At 72.0% G+C, this 19,015-nt stretch carries 17 protein-coding genes; 14 read left to right on the forward strand and 3 right to left on the reverse strand.

What is annotated here, in order from left to right; all coding sequences use genetic code 11:
• The first annotated feature begins 16 nt into the window (after positions 1-16).
• From AFM16_RS27150 to AFM16_RS27170, 5 genes are all read left to right on the forward strand, one after another.
• Complete coding sequence (locus tag AFM16_RS27150) at positions 17-1,015, forward strand: ABC transporter permease (RefSeq protein WP_030793623.1); 999 nt, start codon at positions 17-19, stop codon at positions 1,013-1,015.
• Positions 1,012-2,109 carry an ABC transporter ATP-binding protein gene (locus tag AFM16_RS27155; RefSeq protein WP_030793626.1) on the forward strand — a complete coding sequence of 366 codons (1,098 nt, stop codon included), beginning with the start codon at positions 1,012-1,014 and terminating at the stop codon, positions 2,107-2,109. The genes AFM16_RS27150 and AFM16_RS27155 overlap by 4 nt, the downstream gene beginning before the upstream one ends.
• A gap of 14 nt (positions 2,110-2,123) precedes the next feature.
• Positions 2,124-3,329 (forward strand): ABC transporter ATP-binding protein, encoded by a 1,206-nt coding sequence (locus tag AFM16_RS27160; RefSeq protein ID WP_370628148.1) that lies wholly within the window; start codon positions 2,124-2,126, stop codon positions 3,327-3,329.
• A gap of 64 nt (positions 3,330-3,393) precedes the next feature.
• Complete coding sequence (locus tag AFM16_RS27165) at positions 3,394-4,050, forward strand: trimeric intracellular cation channel family protein (RefSeq protein WP_030793632.1); 657 nt, start codon at positions 3,394-3,396, stop codon at positions 4,048-4,050.
• A gap of 65 nt (positions 4,051-4,115) precedes the next feature.
• Positions 4,116-4,976, forward strand: coding sequence for a thioesterase family protein (locus AFM16_RS27170; protein WP_030793635.1), 861 nt, complete (start codon positions 4,116-4,118; stop codon positions 4,974-4,976).
• A 442-nt stretch (positions 4,977-5,418) separates the two neighbouring features.
• On the opposite strand, the gene AFM16_RS27180 is transcribed toward AFM16_RS27170, so the two are convergent.
• Positions 5,419-6,045: a TetR family transcriptional regulator gene (locus AFM16_RS27180; RefSeq protein WP_078634901.1), complete on the reverse strand. Its 627-nt coding sequence runs from the start codon at positions 6,043-6,045 to the stop codon at positions 5,419-5,421.
• A 145-nt stretch (positions 6,046-6,190) separates the two neighbouring features.
• Here AFM16_RS27180 and AFM16_RS39485 point away from each other — a divergent pair, with 145 nt between their 5' ends.
• The 3 genes from AFM16_RS39485 (at position 6,191) to AFM16_RS27190 (ending at position 7,930) form a co-directional block, all read left to right on the forward strand.
• Complete coding sequence (locus AFM16_RS39485) at positions 6,191-6,361, forward strand: hypothetical protein (RefSeq protein WP_167797263.1); 171 nt, start codon at positions 6,191-6,193, stop codon at positions 6,359-6,361.
• Between the two features lie 41 nt (positions 6,362-6,402).
• Complete coding sequence (locus AFM16_RS27185) at positions 6,403-6,678, forward strand: DUF4190 domain-containing protein (RefSeq protein WP_078634902.1); 276 nt, start codon at positions 6,403-6,405, stop codon at positions 6,676-6,678.
• An 82-nt stretch (positions 6,679-6,760) separates the two neighbouring features.
• Complete coding sequence (locus tag AFM16_RS27190) at positions 6,761-7,930, forward strand: cysteine desulfurase family protein (protein WP_078634903.1); 1,170 nt, start codon at positions 6,761-6,763, stop codon at positions 7,928-7,930.
• A gap of 21 nt (positions 7,931-7,951) precedes the next feature.
• On the opposite strand, the gene AFM16_RS27195 is transcribed toward AFM16_RS27190, so the two are convergent.
• Complete coding sequence (locus tag AFM16_RS27195; protein ID WP_078634904.1) at positions 7,952-8,611, reverse strand: N-acetylmuramoyl-L-alanine amidase; 660 nt, start codon at positions 8,609-8,611, stop codon at positions 7,952-7,954.
• A gap of 93 nt (positions 8,612-8,704) precedes the next feature.
• On the opposite strand from AFM16_RS27195, the gene mnmA reads away from it, so the two are divergent.
• Positions 8,705-9,835, forward strand: a complete 1,131-nt coding sequence (mnmA, locus tag AFM16_RS27200) for a tRNA 2-thiouridine(34) synthase MnmA (protein WP_030793660.1) — start codon at positions 8,705-8,707, stop codon at positions 9,833-9,835.
• A 13-nt stretch (positions 9,836-9,848) separates the two neighbouring features.
• On the opposite strand, the gene AFM16_RS27205 is transcribed toward mnmA, so the two are convergent.
• The gene (locus AFM16_RS27205) at positions 9,849-10,625 is read right to left on the reverse strand and encodes an alpha/beta fold hydrolase (RefSeq protein WP_078634905.1); all 777 of its coding nucleotides are present in this window, start codon (positions 10,623-10,625) and stop codon (positions 9,849-9,851) included.
• A gap of 334 nt (positions 10,626-10,959) precedes the next feature.
• Between AFM16_RS27205 and AFM16_RS27215 the strand changes: the two genes are divergently transcribed.
• From AFM16_RS27215 to AFM16_RS27235, 5 genes are all read left to right on the forward strand, one after another.
• Complete coding sequence (locus AFM16_RS27215; protein ID WP_078634906.1) at positions 10,960-12,300, forward strand: RNA-guided endonuclease InsQ/TnpB family protein; 1,341 nt, start codon at positions 10,960-10,962, stop codon at positions 12,298-12,300.
• 66 nt (positions 12,301-12,366) lie between these two features.
• Positions 12,367-13,065, forward strand: coding sequence for an SDR family oxidoreductase (locus AFM16_RS27220; protein ID WP_078634907.1), 699 nt, complete (start codon positions 12,367-12,369; stop codon positions 13,063-13,065).
• A 7-nt stretch (positions 13,066-13,072) separates the two neighbouring features.
• The gene (locus AFM16_RS27225) at positions 13,073-14,089 is read left to right on the forward strand and encodes a methionine synthase (protein ID WP_078634908.1); all 1,017 of its coding nucleotides are present in this window, start codon (positions 13,073-13,075) and stop codon (positions 14,087-14,089) included.
• Positions 14,090-14,104: 15 nt separating this feature from the next.
• Positions 14,105-16,342, forward strand: coding sequence for an NAD-dependent DNA ligase LigA (ligA, locus tag AFM16_RS27230; protein ID WP_078637108.1), 2,238 nt, complete (start codon positions 14,105-14,107; stop codon positions 16,340-16,342).
• A gap of 267 nt (positions 16,343-16,609) precedes the next feature.
• Positions 16,610-18,889, forward strand: a complete 2,280-nt coding sequence (locus AFM16_RS27235; protein WP_078634909.1) for a putative bifunctional diguanylate cyclase/phosphodiesterase — start codon at positions 16,610-16,612, stop codon at positions 18,887-18,889.
• The last annotated feature ends 126 nt before the right edge of the window (positions 18,890-19,015 follow it).

The raw sequence follows: 19,015 nt of genomic DNA on the forward strand, positions 1-19,015 counted from the left end.
CGGCGGGCCGAGAGCTGTGCTCGCTTACCTCATCAGGCGGTTGTTCGCCGCCGCAGTGATGCTCGTGGTCATCGTCATGGTGGTCTTCGGCATCTTCTTTCTCATCCCCAAGTGGGCGGGCGTGGACATCGCCTTGAGCTTCGTGGGCAAGCAGGCCGACCCTGCCGCCGTCGAGGGTGTGCGCGAGAAGCTGGGCCTGGGCGACCCGATCTACGCCCAGGTCTGGGAGTTCTTCAAGGGAATATTCGCCGGCCGCACCTACACGGGCGGTGGGGACACCATCCACTGCGCCGCCCCGTGCTTCGGCTATTCCTTCCGCAGTGAGCAGGCCGTCTGGCCTGTGCTGACCGACCGCTTCCCCGTGACCCTGGCGCTCGCGCTGGGTGCCGCCGTGCTGTGGCTGCTCATGGGTGTCTCGGCCGGTGTGCTCTCCGCCCTCAAGCGGGGCAGCCTGTGGGACCGCGGCGCGATGGTGATCGCGCTGTCGGGCGTCTCCCTCCCGATCTACTTCACCGGCATGGTCGCGCTGTCGATCTTCGTCTACGGACTCGACCTGTTCGACGGACAGTTCGTGCCGCTGGAGGACAACTTCGGCGCCTGGTTCGGCGGCATGATCCTGCCGTGGGTCACGCTCGCCTTCCTGTACGCGGCGATGTACGCCCGGATCACCCGCGCCACCATGCTGGAGATCCTCGGCGAGGACTACATCCGCACCGCGCGCGCCAAGGGCCTCACGGAGCGGACCGTCATCGGCAAGCACGCCATGCGCTCCACGATGACCCCCCTGCTGACCATGCTCGGCATGGACCTCGGCGCCCTCATCGGCGGCGCGATCCTGACCGAGACGGCGTTCAACCTGCCCGGCCTCGGCCAGGCCGTGCTCAACGCCATCAAGAACCAGGACCTGCCCATCATCCTGGGCGTCACCCTGGTCACTTCCCTCGCGGTGCTCGTCGCCAACCTCGTGGTGGACATCCTGTACGCCGTGATCGACCCCCGAGTGAGGCTCGCATGACCGACCTGAGCAAGAGCGGAGCGGCCGTGGGAGAACCCACCCCCGCCTCGCCCGCGCCGACCGCCTTCCTCGAGGTGCGCGACCTCAAGGTGCACTTCCCGACGGACGACGGTCTCGTCAAGTCCGTCGACGGGCTCAGCTTCCAGTTGGAGAAGGGCAAGACCCTCGGCATCGTGGGCGAGTCCGGCTCCGGCAAGTCGGTGACCTCGCTCGGCATCATGGGCCTGCACACCGCCGGCCAGTACGGCAAGCGCAAGGCGCAGATCTCCGGCGAGATCTGGCTGGACGGCACCGAGCTGCTCTCCGCCGACCCGGACCACGTGCGCAAGCTGCGCGGCCGCGAGATGGCGATGATCTTCCAGGACCCGCTGTCCGCGCTGCACCCGTACTACACGATCGGCCAGCAGATCGTGGAGGCGTACCGGATCCACCACGACGTCGACAAGAAGACCGCGAAGCGACGCGCGGTCGAGATGCTCGACCGGGTGGGCATCCCGCAGCCCGACAAGCGCGTGGACAACTACCCCCACGAGTTCTCCGGCGGTATGCGCCAGCGCGCGATGATCGCGATGTCGCTGGTCAACAACCCCGAGCTGCTGATCGCGGACGAGCCGACGACCGCCCTCGACGTGACCGTCCAGGCGCAGATCCTCGACCTGATCCGCGACCTCCAGAAGGAGTTCGGCTCCGCGGTCATCGTCATCACCCACGACCTGGGTGTGGTGGCCGAACTCGCCGACGACATCCTGGTGATGTACGGCGGCCGCTGCGTGGAGCGGGGCCCGGCGGAGAAGGTGTTCTACGAGCCCCGCCACCCCTACACCTGGGGTCTGCTCGGCTCCATGCCGCGCCTCGACCGTGACCAGCAGGAACGGCTGATCCCGGTCAAGGGCTCCCCGCCCTCCCTGATCAACATCCCGTCCGGCTGCGCCTTCAACCCGCGCTGCCCGTACGCGGACCTCCCGAAGGACAACGTCACCCGCACCGTCCGTCCGGAGCTCGCCGAGGTCGGCGGCCGTCACTGGGCCGCCTGCCACATGAGCACGGAGCAGCGGGAGCGTATCTGGACCGAAGAGATTGCGCCGAAGCTGTGAGTGACGAGAATGCGGTGAAGATCCCCGCGCAGAGCAAGGGGCCGGGCCGGACCGACGGCGACGTCCTGCTGAAGGTCACCGGGCTCCAGAAGCACTTCCCGATCAAGAAGGGCCTGCTCCAGCGGCAGGTCGGGGCGGTGCACGCGGTCGACGGTCTGGACTTCGAGGTCCGGTCCGGCGAGACCCTCGGTGTCGTGGGCGAGTCCGGCTGCGGCAAGTCGACGATGGGCCGGCTGATCACCCGGCTGCTCGAACCGAGCGGCGGCACGATCGAGTTCGAGGGCAAGGACATCACGCACCTCGGCGTGAGCGGGATGCGTCCGCTGCGCCGCGACGTGCAGATGATCTTCCAGGACCCGTACTCGTCGCTGAACCCGCGGCACACCATCGGCACGATCGTCGGCGCTCCCTTCAAGCTCCAGGGCGTGACGCCCGAGGGCGGCATCAAGAAGGAAGTGCAGCGGCTGCTGTCGGTCGTGGGTCTCAACCCCGAGCACTACAACCGCTACCCGCACGAGTTCTCCGGCGGCCAGCGCCAGCGCATCGGCATCGCCCGCGCCCTCGCGCTCAACCCGAAGCTGGTCGTCGCCGACGAGCCGGTGTCCGCGCTGGACGTGTCGATCCAGGCCCAGGTCGTGAACCTCCTCGACGACCTCCAGGAGGAACTGGGTCTGACGTACGTGATCATCGCGCACGACCTCTCGGTCGTCCGGCACGTCTCGGACCGGATCGCGGTGATGTACCTCGGCAAGATCGTGGAGCTGGCCGACCGCGAGCAGCTCTACAAGTCGCCGATGCACCCGTACACCAAGGCGCTGATGTCGGCGGTGCCGATCCCGGACCCCAAGCGCCGGAACGCCAAGAGCGAGCGGATTCTGCTCAAGGGCGACGTGCCCTCGCCGATCTCGCCGCCGAGCGGCTGCCGCTTCCACACCCGGTGCTGGAAGGCGACGGACATCTGCCGGACCACCGAGCCGAAGCTGATCGAGCTGCGGACCGGCCAGCAGGTGGCCTGCCACCACCCGGAGAACTTCACGGACCAGGCCCCGCAGGACACCGTCCTGCTGACCGCCGCGAAGGAAGCGGCGGAGCTGGTGGCCGACGAGGTGCTCGCGGAGTCGGCGGAGACGTCGGCCGCGGTGGCGGCGGAGGTCGCCGAGACGGCCAAGGAGGCCGCCGAGGACACCGCCGAGGTCGCCAAGGACACTGAAGAGAAGTAGCTCAACACGGAGCCCCCGCCTTGCAATGTAAGGCGGGGGCTTTGCTTTGCGTCACAATATGAAGGTGATGCAGCAGATCTTCAGTCCGTCCGTTCAGCATACGCTCGACCTGATCGGCATCTTCGTCTTTGCCATCTCGGGCGCGCTGCTGGCCGTCCGCAAGAACTTCGACGTCTTCGGCATCGGCGTCCTCGCCGAGGTCACCGCGCTGGGCGGCGGACTCTTCCGGGACCTGGTCATCGGCGCGGTGCCGCCGGCGGCCTTCACCGACCTGGGCTACTTCCTCACCCCGCTGCTCGCCGCGCTCCTGGTGATCTTCCTCCACCCCCAGGTGGAGCGGATCCAGACCGGCGTGAACGTCTTCGACGCGGCCGGCCTCGGCCTGTTCTGTGTCACGGGCACGACCAAGGCGTACGACTACGGGCTCAACCTCACGGCGTCGGCCGCGCTGGGCCTGGCCACGGCCGTCGGCGGCGGTGTGCTGCGGGACGTCCTGGCCAACGAGGTGCCCTCCCTGCTGCGCTGGGACCGCGACCTCTACGCGGTCCCGGCGATGGTGGGCGCCGCGATGGTCGTGATCTGCATCCGCTACGACGCCCTCACCCCGCTGGCCAGCGGGTTCGCCGCCGCCGTGGCCTTCGTGCTGAGGCTGCTGGCGATGCGGTACCACTGGCGGGCGCCGCGCGCGTGGAACCGGCGGTCGACGGTGCGGGAGGAGTGAGGGAGGCAGACTGGGGGGGAACGGGAAAGCTACCGCTTAGTAATTACCTGTTGTACCGTTCAGTCATGTCAGAAGCAGCTACCGCGGCGGCCCCGCGGGCCACCATCGGCGACAGCGAGTTCGACCGGGACACCGCGCTGACCCGGCGCGCACCGGGTGTCTACGACATCGACCTCTCGGCCGGCTGGACGATCATCAATGCCGTCAACGGCGGCTATCTGCTCGCCGTCCTCGGCCGCGCCCTCGCGGACGCCCTGCCGCACCAGGACCCGTTCACGATCTCGGCGCACTACCTCACCGCCTCCCAGCCGGGCCCGGCCGTCGTGCGCACCGACGTGGTCCGCACCGGCCGCACGCTCTCCACCGGCACCGCCTCGCTTCTCCAGTACGACGAGCAGGGCAACGAGGTCGAGCGGATCCGCGTCCTCGCCTCCTACGGCGACCTGGGCGCCCTGCCCGACGATGTACGGACGACGGCGACACCGCCCGCGATCCCGCCGATGGAACAGTGCTTCGGCCCCGAGGACGGCCCCGCGCCCGTCGACGGCAGCTCCGCGATCGCCGACCGGCTGATGCTCAAGCTCGACCCCGCCACCCTCGGCTGGGCGCTCGGGCAGCCCTCCGGCAAGGGCGAGATGCGGGCCTGGTTCGGTCTGAAGGACGGCCGCGACCCCGACCCGCTCTCCCTGCTGCTCGCGGTGGACGCGCTGCCGCCGACCGCGTTCGAGATCGGCCTGCGCGGCTGGGTCCCCACGGTCGAACTCACCGTCCACGTCCGCTCCCGCCCGGCTCCCGGGCCGCTGCGCGTCTCCATCACCACCCGCAACCTCGCGGGCGGCTTCCTGGAGGAGGACGCGGAGGTCTGGGACAGCGCGGGGCGCCTGGTGGCCCAGTCCCGGCAACTGGCGCGGGCCAGGCTCGCCTGACGAGAGGTTCAAGGTCCGCTTGACCTGATCGACAGTCAGGGGGCAGGAGGGGTCAAGGCGGGCCTGGTGGCCTGCGGCTCGGGCGACTCGTCGGGCTCGGGCAGCGGCACCTCCGGCGGCCAGAACTGCCAGGCGCCCTCCGGCATGCCTAACGGCGGCCTGGGCGGGGGACCAGGCGGTGCCCCTTCCGGCGTTCCGTCGGGTGTCCCGTCGGGCGCGCGCACCGGTGCCCCGACCGGTACTCCGACCGGCGTCCCCACCGGTGTCCCGTCGGGCATGCCGAGCGGGGGTCCCGGTGTCGGCCAGGGCGGTTGCGGCGGGCCGGGTGGCGGACAGCCGTCGCAGGGCTGACCCGCGACGGCGCGGCGGACCGACCCACCGGGGGCGGCGCACCCGGCCAAGGGGGCGCCGCCCCCCCGCCGTACGCCCGTACCCGCGGGCGTCAGTCGAGCCAGTGACGGCGGCCGATGCTGATGAGCCGCATCTGGCGGGTCACGAGCTGGGTGACCCGCTCGCGCTCCTCCTCCGGGGCCTCCAGGGACTCCAGGAACAGCGAGGCCGTCACGAGCATCTGGTCGACGAAGAGATGCGCCAGCATCAGCAGATCCTCCTCGCTCCAGCCCGCCGACTGGGGGTCCTTGGCCAGCTCGGCCCGCACCTCCTCGGCGAACCGGCCCAGTTGGCTGCGGATCGCCTCCCGCACCGGCTGCACCCCGCCGTGCCGCTCCCGGGCGATGAACCGGACGTGCGCCGGCTGCGTGTGGACGTGACGGGCGATCAGTTCGACGGCCCGCGTGATGCGTTCCTCGCTGGTGTGCGCGCCCGCCACCGTGTTCTGGATCATCGGGTGCAGGCTGCCCAGCGCCTCCTCGACCAGCGCCACCCCGAGATCCGCCGTGGAGCGGAAGTGCCGGTAGAAGGCGGTCGGGGCGACCCCGACGGCCCGGGTGACCTCGCGCAGACCCAGGCTGCTCAGACTCTGCTCCTCCAGCAGGACGAGCGCCGCGTCCAGGAGCGCCTGCCGGGTCTTCTGCTTCTGGGCCTGCCGGATGCCGAGGGTGTGACTCATGTCATCCAGTTAACAACTGTTCTCCGGAATTGAAAAGTCGTCGGACACGCTAGACTCAAGAGTCAGTGAACAAGTGTAACTACAACTGTTCACCGAAGTTTAACGAGAGACGGTCGTCCGGACCGTCCGGAGGGGGTTTCATCGCATGCTGTTCCTCGTCGCCGCACTTCTGCTGCTCGGCGTGGTCATGGGCACCGTGGCCCACGCGCCGCTCACCTTCACCCTGGTGACCGCCGCCGTGATCGCCGTCTGGCTGGGCATCTTCGCGCTCCGCGAGCGCCACGGCCGCCGCCGGCACACCACCCCGACCCACTGACCCGCACCCCGCGCACCCACGACCCGAGGAGTCGAACCGTCATGCAGCTCACCGCACCCGCCACCCGAACCCCGCAGCGCACCGCCGCCCGTGACGCCGACGGCATGGCCGTCGCGTCCTTCATCCTGGGCCTGCTGGGACTGCTCGTCCTCAATGTGTTCCTCGGCCCCATCGCCATCGTCCTGGCCTCCGTCGCCCTCTGGCGCGGCACGGCCCGCCGCGGCCGCGCCTTCCTGGGCCTCACCCTGGGCGTCGCCGACCTGGTCGTCCTGCTGGCCTTCATGCACGCGGACTCGACCATCTCCTGGAGCTTCTGAGCCATCGTCCGCCGGTCGTCCCACCCGCGCGGCCGACCACGCGGCGAGGCTCCGAACCGGGCCCCGTAGAATCGGGGTCACCATGGCCTACCTCGACCACGCCGCGACCACCCCGATGCTCCCGGAGGCGGTCGAGGCACTCGCCGCGCACCTGAGCGTCACCGGCAACGCCTCCTCCCTGCACGCGTCCGGCCGCACGGCCCGCAGGACCGTCGAGGAAGCCCGCGAGACCCTCGCGGACGCCCTCGGCGCCCGCCCCAGCGAGGTCGTCTTCACCTCCGGCGGAACCGAGGCCGACAACCTCGCCGTCAAGGGCCTGTACTGGTCGCGCCGCGACGCCGACCCGGCCCGCACCCGCGTCCTGGCCAGCCCCGTCGAGCACCACGCCGTCCTCGACGCCGTGCACTGGCTCGGCGAGCACGAGGGCGCCACCGTCGAGTACCTCCCCGTCGACTCCTACGGGCGCGTCCACCCCGACGCCCTGCGCACCGCCCTCGCCCGCAACCCCGACGACGTCGCCCTCGCCACCGTCATGTGGGCCAACAACGAGATCGGCACGGTCCTGCCGATCCGTGAACTCGCCGACGTCGCCGCCGAGTTCGGCGTCCCGCTGCACGCCGACGCGGTCCAGGCGTTCGGGCAGATCCCCGTCGACTTCGGCGCCTCCGGCCTCGCCGCCATGACCGTCTCCGGTCACAAGGTCGGCGGACCCTACGGCATCGGCGCGCTGCTCCTCGGCCGCGCGTACAGCCCCGTGCCCGTGCTGCACGGCGGCGGCCAGGAACGCCACGTCCGCTCCGGCACCCTCGACGTCCCCGCCATCGCCTCCTTCGCGGTGGCCGGCCGGCTCGCCGCCGAGCAGCAGGAGTGGTTCGCCCGCGAGATCGGCGCCCTGCGCGACTCCCTGGTCACCGCGGTCCGTACGGCCGTCCCCGACGCCCTCCTCGGCGGCGACCCGGCACCCGGGGGCCGGCTGCCCGCCAACGCCCACTTCACCTTCCCCGGCTGCGAGGGCGACTCGCTGCTGCTGCTGCTCGACGCCCAGGGCATCGAGTGCTCCACCGGCTCCGCCTGCACCGCCGGAGTCGCCCAGCCCAGCCATGTCCTGCTCGCCACCGGCACCGACCCCGACCTGGCCCGCGGCACCCTGCGCTTCTCCCTCGGCCACACCTCCACCGAGGCCGACGTGGAGGCCGTCGCCAAGGCCATCGGACCGGCCGTGGAACGCGCCCGCGCGGCCGGCCTGACCTGAGGCTGCGCGCGGCCCGTCGTCTCAGGCGGTGGCGGTGTGCGCCGCCGCCACCAGCTTCATGTACCGGTCCCAGTCCCAGTGCTCGCCCGGGTCCGTGTGGTCCGTCCCCGGGACCTCCACATGCCCGACGATGTGCTCCCGGTCGACGGGTATGCCGTACCGCCGGCAGATCCCGGCCGCGAGCCGCGCCGACGCCTCGTACATCACGTCCGTGAAGTCCTGCGGGCGGTCCACGAAACCCTCGTGCTCGATACCCACACTGCGTTCGTTGTACCCCCGGTTGCCCGCGTGGTACGCCACGTCCAGCTCGCGGATCATCTGCGTGACCCGGCCGTCCTTGCCCACGATGTAGTGCGCGGCCGCCTGGTGGCCCGGGTCCTGGAACGCCTTCACCGCGCTCTCCAGCCCGCCCTGGGTGACATGGACCACGATCATGTCGATCCCGTAGTCGTCCGGACGGTCCGCCCAGCGGAAGTTGGCCTCCGAGGCCGACACCCAGCGCGCGCCCCGGTAGTCCACCGCGCCCTCCACCCGGGGCTTGCGCACCCCCGGCAGCCGCCAGTACAACTCGGACAGTTCGTCCCGCGCCAGGAACGCCGAGCCCACGGCCGCCGCCGCCCCGCCGACCAGCAGCGCCCGCCGGCCGATCCGCCGGTCGGAGTCCCGCTTCCTCGCCCCCATGACCTGTCCTTCACCCGTCCTTCGTCGCCCCTCGAACCCGTCAACGGATATCCGCGGGATCCGGTTCCCGGCGCCCCGTACCCTGGAAGGGTTATGACTGAGACCTCGCAGCGCCCCCGCCCCCTCCGTGTACTCGCCGCCATGTCCGGCGGGGTCGATTCCGCGGTCGCCGCCGCCCGTGCCGCCGAAGCCGGCCACGACGTGACCGGCGTCCACCTGGCGCTCTCCGCCAACCCCCAGTCCTTCCGCACGGGCGCGCGCGGCTGCTGCACCATCGAGGACTCCCGCGACGCCCGCCGGGCCGCCGACGTCATCGGCATCCCGTTCTACGTCTGGGACCTCGCCGACCGCTTCCGCGAGGACGTCGTCGAGGACTTCGTCGCCGAGTACGAGGCCGGCCGCACCCCCAACCCGTGCCTGCGCTGCAACGAGAAGATCAAGTTCGCCGCCCTGCTCGACAAGGCGCTGGCGCTCGGCTTCGACGCGGTGTGCACCGGCCACTACGCGCAGATCGTCACCGGCGCCGACGGCACCCGCGAGCTGCACCGCGCCTCCGACATGGCCAAGGACCAGTCGTACGTCCTCGGCGTCCTGGACGAGAAGCAGCTCGCCCACGCGCTGTTCCCGCTCGGCGACACCCTCACCACCAAGGACGAGATCCGCGCCGAGGCCGAGCGGCGCGGCCTGGCCGTCGCCAAGAAGCCCGACTCCCACGACATCTGCTTCATCGCCGACGGCGACACCCAGGGCTTCCTCGCCGGCCGGCTCGGCCGGGCCGAGGGCGACATCGTCGACGAGTCCGGCGCGAAGATCGGCACCCACGAGGGCGCGTACGGCTTCACCATCGGCCAGCGCAAGGGCCTGCGCATCGGCACCCCCGCCGCCGACGGCAAGCCGCGCTACGTCCTCGACATCTCCCCGGTCGACAACACCGTCACCGTCGGCCCCGCCGCGTCCCTGGACGTGAGCGGACTGACCGCGATCAAGCCCCGCTGGTGCGGCACCGCCCCCACCGGCCCCGGCACCTACACCGCCCAGCTCCGCGCCCACGGCGGCGAGTGCGAGGTGACGGCGGAGCCGGTCGACGGCGAACTGCGCGTGACCTTCACCGAGCCCGTCCGCGGCGTGGCCCCCGGCCAGGCCATCGTCCTGTACGACGGCACGCGCGTGGTCGGCTCGGCGACGATCGCCTCGACCCTGCGGGCGACGGCCGGGGTCTCCTGACCCACGCCAGGCTCTAGCCGAAGAACTCCGCCAGCACCGGCGCCAGGACGTTCGGGTCGACCATGTGGGTCTCGCCCTCCAACGCGCGGTACGTGCCCTCCGGCACCGCCTCCGCGACCGCCCGGGCCGCCTCCCGCAGCCACGGCGGGCTGTCCCCGCCGGCCACCGCGAGCACCGGCACCCCGATGCCGGCCAGCCGGTCCCGGGGCACCCGGCCGCCCGCGAGGACCGCGTCGTCGTAGGCCAGCGTGGGCGCGATGGCCTCCATGCCGGCCCACATCGGCGACTGGTGGGCCCGCTGGATCATCTCCTCGGCCAGCCCCGTCAGCCGCAGGAACAGCTCCACCGCGTCCCCGCGCCGGCCCCCGTCCAGCGCCTCGGTGAGCCGCTCGGTGTACGCGGCGCGCTCGTCGGCCGCCCCCTCGTCGCGCGCGTACGGCACCTCGTACACCGCCACCCGCCGCACCGGCAGCCCGCCCGCCGCCGCCTCAAGCGCCAGCGCGCCGCCCGAGGAGATGCCGTACAGGGCCGCCTCGCCGCCCGCCGCGTCGATCAGCGCGGCCAGGTCCTCGACCTCGCGCTCCACCGCGTACGGCGCCGTGTCACCGCTCCCGCCGCGGCCCCGGCGGTCGTACCACAGGACGGTGCACCGCCGCGCCAGCAGCCCGGCCAGGGGTGCCACGGTGCCGCCCGTGGACATCGCTCCGCTCACCAGGATCACCGCGGGACCCTGCCCCGCGCGCGCGTACGCGAGTTCCGTGCCGTCGCGCGAAATGGTCTTCTTGTCCATGCCAGAGCAGACTGCCGCACGGCACGGCGGTCATCGCCCTACGACACTTCCACTTTGCCTGCCGGGCGGGAGGCCCGGCCTTTCAGGGCCGGGGTGCATGCCCGTTCCTGCGTAGCGGGGCAGGGGTAGCCGGATCGCCGTCAGGGCGATCCTGCGTACCGGAGGACGCGACGGCGCGTCGCACTACGGAGATCAGCCATGAATTCAGGGAGCGGTCGTCGGTCGCAGCGGCGGCCACGGCGAGGGCGTGCACATCGTCCGGGAGACGAAGGTTCACATGCTTGGTCACAGGACCATTCTGGCATCGGTCCCAATGTGTAGCTATCATGGGACCATGAGTCGTTTTCGGATGCACCCGACGGGCGGGCAGGAGCAGCAGATGCTGCTGCACTGCGCGCATGCCCGGTACGTCTGGAACCTCGCCGTCGAGCAGCACGCGCACTGGCAGCGCGGGCGGAAGTCTGCTCCCGGGTTCGTCGAACAGTGCCGCCAGCTCACCGAGGCCCGAGGCGACAGTGAATGGCTCGGTGCCGGGAACGCCGACGTGCAGCAGCAGGCGCTCAAGGACTTCGCGAAGGCCAAGGACGCCCGCTTCACCTCGGGGTTCGGTGAGCCGACCTGGCGCAGGAAGTTCCGGCACGAGGGCTTCCGCGTCATCGGCACCGACCGCGTACCCGAGTACAACGAGGACGGCACACCGAGGCTGAACGCGAAGACCGGCAAGCAGGTCATGGGCCGCTCCGTCGTGGTGCGAAAGCTCAACCGCCGGTGGGCGCAGGTCAAGGTGCCCGGCTGCGGCTGGGTCCGCTTCCGCCTCAGCGCGAAAGGCAAAGGGGCTCGGCTTCCGTCCGCGAAGACGTTCCGCGTCACCTTCCGCAACGGGCAGTGGCATGCGGCGTTCGCCGTCGTCCCCGAGCCGGGCCCGGCTCCGGGCACGGGCGAGGTCATCGGCATCGACCGGGGCGTGAGGATCACCGCCGCGCTTTCCGACGGCCGCACCCTCAACTGCCCCCAGCTCACCGTCAAGGAACGCGCGCAGATTCGCAAGCACCAGCGCCGCGCCGCACGCGCCCCCAAGGGCAGCGACTGCAAGCCGGCCGAGTACGCCAAGGCCGCCCGACTCAAGGCCCGTGAGGCGAACCGGCGCAAGGACTGGTGCGAGAAGACCAGCACGATGCTTGCCAAGTCGTTCGACCTGATCCGGTTCGAGAAGCTCAACATCAAGAACATGACGGCCAAGGCCAAGCCGAAGCCCGACCCCGACCGGCCCGGCCGGCACCTCAAGAACGGTCGCGCCGCCAAAGCCGGACTCAACCGGGGCATCCTCGCCCAGGGCTGGGGACTCCTGCGCCAACGCACCGAGCACAAGGCCCCCGGCCGGGTCGAGGACGTACCCGCCCCCTATACGAGTCTGCGGTGCAGCGACTGCGGATGGATCGACAAGAACTCGCGCAAGAGCCAAGCCGAGTTCGTCTGTTCCTCCTGCGGCTTCACCTGCAACGCGGACACCAACGCGAGTATCAACGTCGCGGCAGGACAGGGCGGGATTTTTCGCCCCCGGCCAACAGCCGGTGCCGGAGGGACGACACCCCGCAACGGGTCGAACGTCCGTGAACCTCAGCCTGAACAGGCTGGAATCCCCCTCTTCCAAGAGGGGGAGGATGTCAATTCGTAGAAGCAGAGGTGGCGTGACGCGCCCTCGCCCACCTGGAGGAGAGCGCGGGCGTGCGGTGATGCGAGCATGGCGGACATGGCTACACATGTGATCACCGGGGCGGGCTCCGGCATCGGCGCCGCCGTCGCCCGCCGCCTCCACGCGCGCGGGGACGACCTCGTGCTGCACGCGCGCGACGCGGGCCGCGCGAAGGAACTGGCCGCCGCGTTCCCCGGGGCGCGGACCCTCGTCGGCGACCTCGCCGACCCCGACCGGCTGAGCTGGGCGTTCTCCCACCAGAGCCTGCCGGACCGGGTGGACTCGCTGCTGCACATCGCCGGAGTGGTCGACCTCGGTCCGGTCGGCGAACTGACCCCGAAGACCTGGCACCACCAGTTGAACGTCAACCTGGTCGCGCCCGCCGAGCTGACCCGCCACTTCCTGCCCCAACTGCGCACCACGCGCGGGCACGTGGTCTTCGTCAACTCCGGCGCGGGCCTGCGGGCGAGCGCCGACTGGTCCGCGTACGCCGCCTCCAAGCATGGCCTCAAGGCCCTCGCGGACGCCCTGCGCCACGAGGAGCACGGCAACGGCGTCCGCGTCACCTCCGTCTACCCCGGCCGCACCGCCAGCCCCATGCAGGCCAAGGTCCACCGGCAGGAGGGCAAGGAGTACGACGCCGACGAGTGGATCGACCCCGAGTCCGTCGCGACGACGATCCTGCTCGCCCTTGACCTGCCGCGGGACGCCGAGGTCAACGACCTCACCGTCCGCCCCGGACGGTGAGGCGCGCATGAACGACAGCCAGAGCGACCGCCCGTTCGTCTTCGGCCCCGCCACCGGCGTCGGCTCCCTGCCCGGCGGGGACGCGCGCGAGGCCGCCAGGACCGCCACCGGGTCCTTCGAGGACTTCCCGTTCCTGCCGGAACTGCCGGCCCGCGGCCCCGGCGCCGACATGATCGGCCGCACCGCCGGCCTGCTCGTCGAGATGTACGCGCGCGTGGAGCCCAGCGGCTGGCGGCTCGGCGACCGGCCGGGCCGCGACACCCGGCGCGCCCGGTCCTGGCTGGGGGAGGACCTCGACGCCCTGGAGGAGTTCACCCAGGGGCACGAGGGACCGCTGAAGGTCCAGGCCGTCGGCCCGTGGACGCTCGCCGCCGCACTGGAGCTGCGCAACGGCGAGGCCGTCCTCTCCGACCCCGGCGCCGTCCGCGACCTCGCCGCCTCCCTCGCCGAGGGCCTGCGGCTCCACCTCGCCGAGGTACGGCGCCGGGCGCCCGGCGCCCAGCTCGTCCTCCAGCTCGACGAGCCCTCCCTGACCGCCGTCCTGCGCGGCCATGTGCGCACCGCCAGCGGCTACCGCACCCACCGCGCCGTCGACCGCCAGCTCGTCGAGGCCACCCTCCGCGACGTCGCCGGCGTGCAGGAGGACGGCCCCGTCGTGGTCCACTCCTGCGCGCCGGACGTGCCGTTCGCCCTGCTGCGCCGGGCCGGGGTCGCCGGGATCTCCTTCGACTTCTCGCTGCTCACCGAGCGTGACGAGGAGGCGATCGGCGAGGCCGTGGAGGCGGGGACCCGGCTGCTCGCCGGTGTCGTACCCGGCACGGACACCGCATTGTCCGACCCTGCCGGTAGCGTCATGGGGGTCAGGACGCTGTGGCGCAGGCTGGGGCTGCGACCGGGGCTGCTCGCGGAGGCGGTCACGATCACCCCGGCGTGCGGTCTCGCGGGGGCCTCCCCGGCGTACGCCCGCAAGGCGCTCGCCCACTGCGTCCGGGCGGCGAGATCACTCGCGGACAACCCAGAGTAACGGGAGGACATGACGGTGGCCGGCGACAACCAAGCGGAGACGACGGTGCCCGCCGAGGCGCGGGAACAGCACGCGCAGCTCGCTGAGCAGATCGAGGAGCACCGCTTCCGGTACTACGTGAAGGACGCCCCCGTCGTCAGCGACGCGGAGTTCGACCGTCTCCTGCGCGCCCTGGAGGCGCTGGAGGAGGAGTACGCCGAGCTGCGCACGCCCGACTCGCCGACCCAGAAGGTCGCGGGCGCGTACGCCACGGAGTTCACGGCCGTCCAGCACCGCGAGCGCATGCTCTCCCTGGACAACGCCTTCGACGACCTGGAGCTGGCCGCCTGGGCGGAGCGCGTCCACAAGGACGTGGGCGCCTCCCCCTACCACTTCCTGTGCGAGCTGAAGGTCGACGGACTCGCCGTCAACCTCACCTACGAGAACGGCCGTCTGACCCGCGCGGCGACCCGCGGCGACGGCCGCACCGGCGAGGACATCACGCCCAACGTCCGCACCATCGCGGAGATCCCCGACCGGCTCACGGGCGACGGGGTGCCGCAGCTCGTGGAGATCCGCGGCGAGGTCTACTTCCCGATGGACAAGTTCCAGGAGCTGAACGCCCGTCTGGTCGAGGCCGGGGACAAGCCGTTCGCCAACCCGCGCAACGCGGCGGCCGGTTCACTGCGCCAGAAGGACCCGCGCGTCACCGCGACCCGCCCGCTGCACATGGTCGTCCACGGCATCGGCGCCCTGGAGGGCTACGAGAGCCCCGGCCGGCTCTCCGAGGCGTACGGCCTGCTCAAGTCCTGGGGCCTGCCCACCTCCCCGCACAACCGGGTCGTCGACGACCTCGACGGCGTACGCCGGTTCATCGCGCACTACGGCGAGAACCGGCACTCCGTGGAGCACGAGATCGACGGCGTCGTCGTCAAGCTCGACGAGATCCGCCTCCAAGGGCGGCTCGGCTCCACCGCCCGCGCGCCGCGCTGGGCGATCGCGTACAAGTACGCGCCCGAGGAGGTCAACACCAAGCTCGTCAACATCCGGGTGGGCGTGGGCCGTACGGGCCGCGTCACGCCGTACGCGCAGGTCGAGCCGGTGCATGTGGCCGGCTCCGAGGTCGAGTTCGCCACCCTGCACAACCAGGACGTCGTCAAGGCCAAGGGCGTCCTCATCGGGGACACCGTGGTGCTGCGCAAGGCCGGTGACGTGATCCCCGAGATCCTCGGCCCCGTCGCCGACCTGCGCGACGGCAGCGAGCGCGCGTTCGTGATGCCGGCCGAGTGCCCCGAGTGCGGCACCCCGCTGCGGCCGATGAAGGAGGGCGACGTCGACCTGCGCTGCCCCAACGCCCGCACCTGCCCCGCCCAGTTGCGCGAGCGGCTGTTCTATCTCGCCGGCCGCAAGGCGCTGGACATCGAGAACTTCGGCTATGTCGCGGCCGCCGCCCTCACCAAGCCGCTGGAGCCCGAGGACCCGCCGCTGCGCGACGAGGGCGACCTCTTCGACCTCACCGTCGACCGGTTGCTGCCCATCAGGGCGTACGTCCTCGACCAGGACAGCGGACTGCCCAAGCGCGACCCGAAGACCGGCGAGGAGAAGATCGCCACCGTCTTCGCCAACCAGCAGGGCGAGCCGCGGAAGAACGCCGTCGCCATGCTGGCGAACATCGCCGCGGCCAAGGACCGCCCGCTCGCCCGGATCCTCACCGGCCTGTCGATCCGGCACGTCGGACCGGTCGCCGCCGAGGCGCTCGCCCGCGAGTTCCGCTCCATCGACCGGATCGAACAGGCCACCGAGGAGGAGCTGGCGGCCACCGAGGGCGTCGGGGCGATCATCGCCGCCTCCCTCAAGGAGTGGTTCGCCGAGGAGTGGCACCAGGAGATCATCCGCAAGTGGAGAGCCGCCGGCGTCCGCATGGAGGAGGAGGGCACCGGCGAGGACGAGGGCCCCCGCCCCCTTGAGGGCCTGACGGTCGTGGTCACCGGCACGCTCGAACACTTCACCCGCGACGGCGCCAAGGACGCCCTCCAGAGCCGCGGGGCGAAGGTGACCGGCTCGGTCTCCAAGAAGACGTCGTTCGTCGTCGTGGGCGACAACCCCGGCTCGAAGTACGACAAGGCCATGCAGCTCAAGGTGCCCGTGCTGGACGAGGACGGCTTCACGGTCCTCCTCGAAGAGGGCCCCGAGGCCGCGGCCGAGGCCGCCCTCCCGGTCGCCGAAGCCACCGCCGAAGCCACCGCCGAAGCCGCCCCGCCGGCCGAGGAGTAGCCGAAAGCGGCGGTCGAAGACCACCCGATCGGCGTATACCTGACGCATCCGGGCGCCCGGGGCGCATTCGGGCAACCGTCGACGACCGCTGCCCGTGGAAGCCTTCCGCGGCCTACTGTTGGGGTATGCGCCTGCCGTGCCCAGCTACGGTCGGGGCATTCCCGTGCTCCTGGCGAGCGGGGGAAGGGTTTTCCAACGCGGCGCCGTTGACGGTTGTCGGGCAACGGGCCGCGTGGCGTGGGCACCGCCGGCTGTGAGAGGGACGGAATGGAACCGACCGAGAGCGCCGCTCCTGACTCATGGCTGCGCAGGCGCCGGGTCGCCGGCGTCTGGTGGGGCAGCCTGTGGGCGCCGCGGTCCGCACCGCACCCGGGCGGCACGGCGGGAGCACAGCCGCCGCCCGCCGCCCCCGACACCCGCCTCCCCGCACTGCCCGCCGGCCCCGCCGCGGCCTCCGCGGCCGGCGGCCCGCACCCCGCCTCCGTCCTGCCCGACGCCGAGTCCGACCGGCACCCGTCCTGGCCCGCGCTGCCCGCCGCCGTCGTCGGGACCGCCGCCTTCGCGCTCGGCGCTGGCTTCTACCGCGCCTTCACCGGCGGCCACGCCCTCTTCCCGTGCGGCACCGTCGGCTGGTCGCTCGCCGTGCTCACCGGCGTCATCGTCGGCCACCTCGTCCTGCTCGGCCGCGCCCGCTGGTGGGGCGGCACCGGCTCCGGCGCCGCCCTCACCCTCGCCGTCCTGCTGCTCTACGGCTGGGTCCCGGCCGGCATGGTCAGCCTCACCGTCGTCGTCCTGGTCGGCATAGCCAGGCGCCACCGCTGGCGGCAGGGCGTCCTGCACGGCGCGGTGGACATCATCGGCATCGGCACCGGCGCGCTGCTGCTCGCCCTGTGCGGCCGGGTGCCGTCCGTCGAACGGCCCTGGTACCCCGCCAACTGGACGCTCTACACCGCCCCGCAGGTCGTCCTGGTCGCCGTCGCCTATCTCGCCGTCACCCGCGTCCTGCTCTGGTACCTCAACGCCCCGCGCGCCGGCGGACTGCCGACCGTCGCCCGCACCGCCCTGGTCCGCCAGGGCCTGGTCGCCGTCGCGCTGCTCGGCATCGCCCCGCTGATCTGCGTGGTGGCCGTCGCCAAACCGATTCTGCTGCCGCTGTTCGCGATCCCGCTGATCGCCCTCGACTCCACCCTGTGGATCGCCCGGGCCCGCGCCGAGGAGCAGTTGCGCGACCCGCTGACCGGGCTGCCCAACCGGCAGTGGCTGCTGGAGCGGATCTGGACCGCCCTCGACGACGCCGAACGCATCGGCGCCCGGGCCGCGCTCATGCTGATCGACCTCGACCGGTTCCGCTCGGTCAACGACACCCTCGGACACCTCGCCGGCGACCGGCTCCTCCTCCAGATAGCCGAACGCCTGCGGCACGCGATACCCCGCGGGGCGGAGGTGGCGCGGCTCGGCGGTGACGAGTTCGCCGTCTTACTGCCCGTCGCCGACTCCACGACCTCCGCGACCCGGGTCGCCCGCGGCCTCGTCGCCCACCTCAGCTCGCCGCTCGATCTCGACGGGCTCACCCTCGTGCTGGAGGCCAGCGCCGGGGTCGCCGTCTTCCCCGACCACGCCGACGACGCCGAGGGCATGCTGCGCCGCGCCGACGTGGCGATGTACCAGGCCAAGCGGGACCGTACGGGCGTCGAGGTGTACGAGTCCAAGCGGGACTCCAACACCCCCGACCGGCTCGGACTGCTCGGCGATCTGCGGCGCGCGCTCGACGCGCACGAGGTGCAGCTCCACTACCAGCCGAAGGTCCGCTTCGACGGACAGGTGGCCGGACTCGAAGCCCTGGTGCGCTGGGTGCACCCGGAGCGCGGGAAGGTGCCGCCGGACGAGTTCATAGCGATCGCCGAGTCCTCCGGGCTGATGCCGCACCTCACCGAGTACGTCCTGGAGACCGCCCTCGGACAGGTCGCCGCCTGGCGCGCCCAGGGCCTCTTCGTACCGGTCGCGGTCAATGTCTCCCCGCGTGATGTCCACACCCCCGGCTTCGCCGGCTCCGTCGCCGCGCGGCTCGCCCGGCACGGGGTCCCGGCCGGCGCGCTCCAGTTGGAGATCACCGAACACGTCCTCCTGGAGGACCCGCAGCGCGCCGCCGACACGCTGAACGGCCTGACCGGGCACGGCGTGAAGATGTCCCTGGACGACTTCGGCACCGGCTACTCCTCCCTGGTGCACCTGCGCCGGCTGCCCGTGAGCGAACTGAAGATCGACCGCTCCTTCGTGGCCCGGCTGGCCGTCGACACCGAGGACGCGGAGATCGTGCGCTGCACGGTCGACCTGGCCCACTCCCTCGGCCTGCTGGTCGTCGCGGAGGGTGTCGAGGACGACGAGACCTGGGAACGCCTGCGCGACCTGGGCTGCGACGCGGTCCAGGGCTGGCTGGTCGCCGCCGCGATGCCCCCCGACGAGACGACGGCCTGGCTCCGCGCCCGCGGCTCCCGAGGCTGGCAACGCCCGGCGGCGGCCCTCCCGGCAGCGGCCACGGACGACTGACGGCACGGCCCGCGTCGCCCCACCCGGTCTCACCCGTTCGGCCCAGACGCCGCCCTCCGGGCTGCCCGGTGGGACCTCTCGGCGTCTCACGGCGGCAAACCGTTTCACGGGCACGAGCTGCCGCCC

The organism is Streptomyces antibioticus (assembly GCF_002019855.1).
Lineage (GTDB): Bacteria > Actinomycetota > Actinomycetes > Streptomycetales > Streptomycetaceae > Streptomyces > Streptomyces antibioticus_B.

Bases quoted from the DNA above. Each gene is read 5' to 3' on its own strand.
- AFM16_RS27225 (WP_078634908.1), top strand. From the start codon at position 13,073: ATGAACGACAGCCAGAGCGACCGCCCGTTCGTCTTCGGCCCCGCCACC.
- AFM16_RS27235 (WP_078634909.1), top strand. From the start codon at position 16,610: ATGGAACCGACCGAGAGCGCCGCTCCTGACTCATGGCTGCGCAGGCGC.
- AFM16_RS27185 (WP_078634902.1), top strand. From the start codon at position 6,403: ATGCAGCTCACCGCACCCGCCACCCGAACCCCGCAGCGCACCGCCGCC.
- AFM16_RS27190 (WP_078634903.1), top strand. From the start codon at position 6,761: ATGGCCTACCTCGACCACGCCGCGACCACCCCGATGCTCCCGGAGGCG.
- mnmA (WP_030793660.1), top strand. From the start codon at position 8,705: ATGACTGAGACCTCGCAGCGCCCCCGCCCCCTCCGTGTACTCGCCGCC.
- AFM16_RS27215 (WP_078634906.1), top strand. From the start codon at position 10,960: ATGAGTCGTTTTCGGATGCACCCGACGGGCGGGCAGGAGCAGCAGATG.
- AFM16_RS27205 (WP_078634905.1), bottom strand. From the start codon at position 10,625: ATGGACAAGAAGACCATTTCGCGCGACGGCACGGAACTCGCGTACGCG.
- AFM16_RS27155 (WP_030793626.1), top strand. From the start codon at position 1,012: ATGACCGACCTGAGCAAGAGCGGAGCGGCCGTGGGAGAACCCACCCCC.
- AFM16_RS27220 (WP_078634907.1), top strand. From the start codon at position 12,367: ATGGCGGACATGGCTACACATGTGATCACCGGGGCGGGCTCCGGCATC.
- AFM16_RS39485 (WP_167797263.1), top strand. From the start codon at position 6,191: ATGCTGTTCCTCGTCGCCGCACTTCTGCTGCTCGGCGTGGTCATGGGC.
- AFM16_RS27195 (WP_078634904.1), bottom strand. From the start codon at position 8,611: ATGGGGGCGAGGAAGCGGGACTCCGACCGGCGGATCGGCCGGCGGGCG.
- AFM16_RS27180 (WP_078634901.1), bottom strand. From the start codon at position 6,045: ATGAGTCACACCCTCGGCATCCGGCAGGCCCAGAAGCAGAAGACCCGG.
- AFM16_RS27170 (WP_030793635.1), top strand. From the start codon at position 4,116: ATGTCAGAAGCAGCTACCGCGGCGGCCCCGCGGGCCACCATCGGCGAC.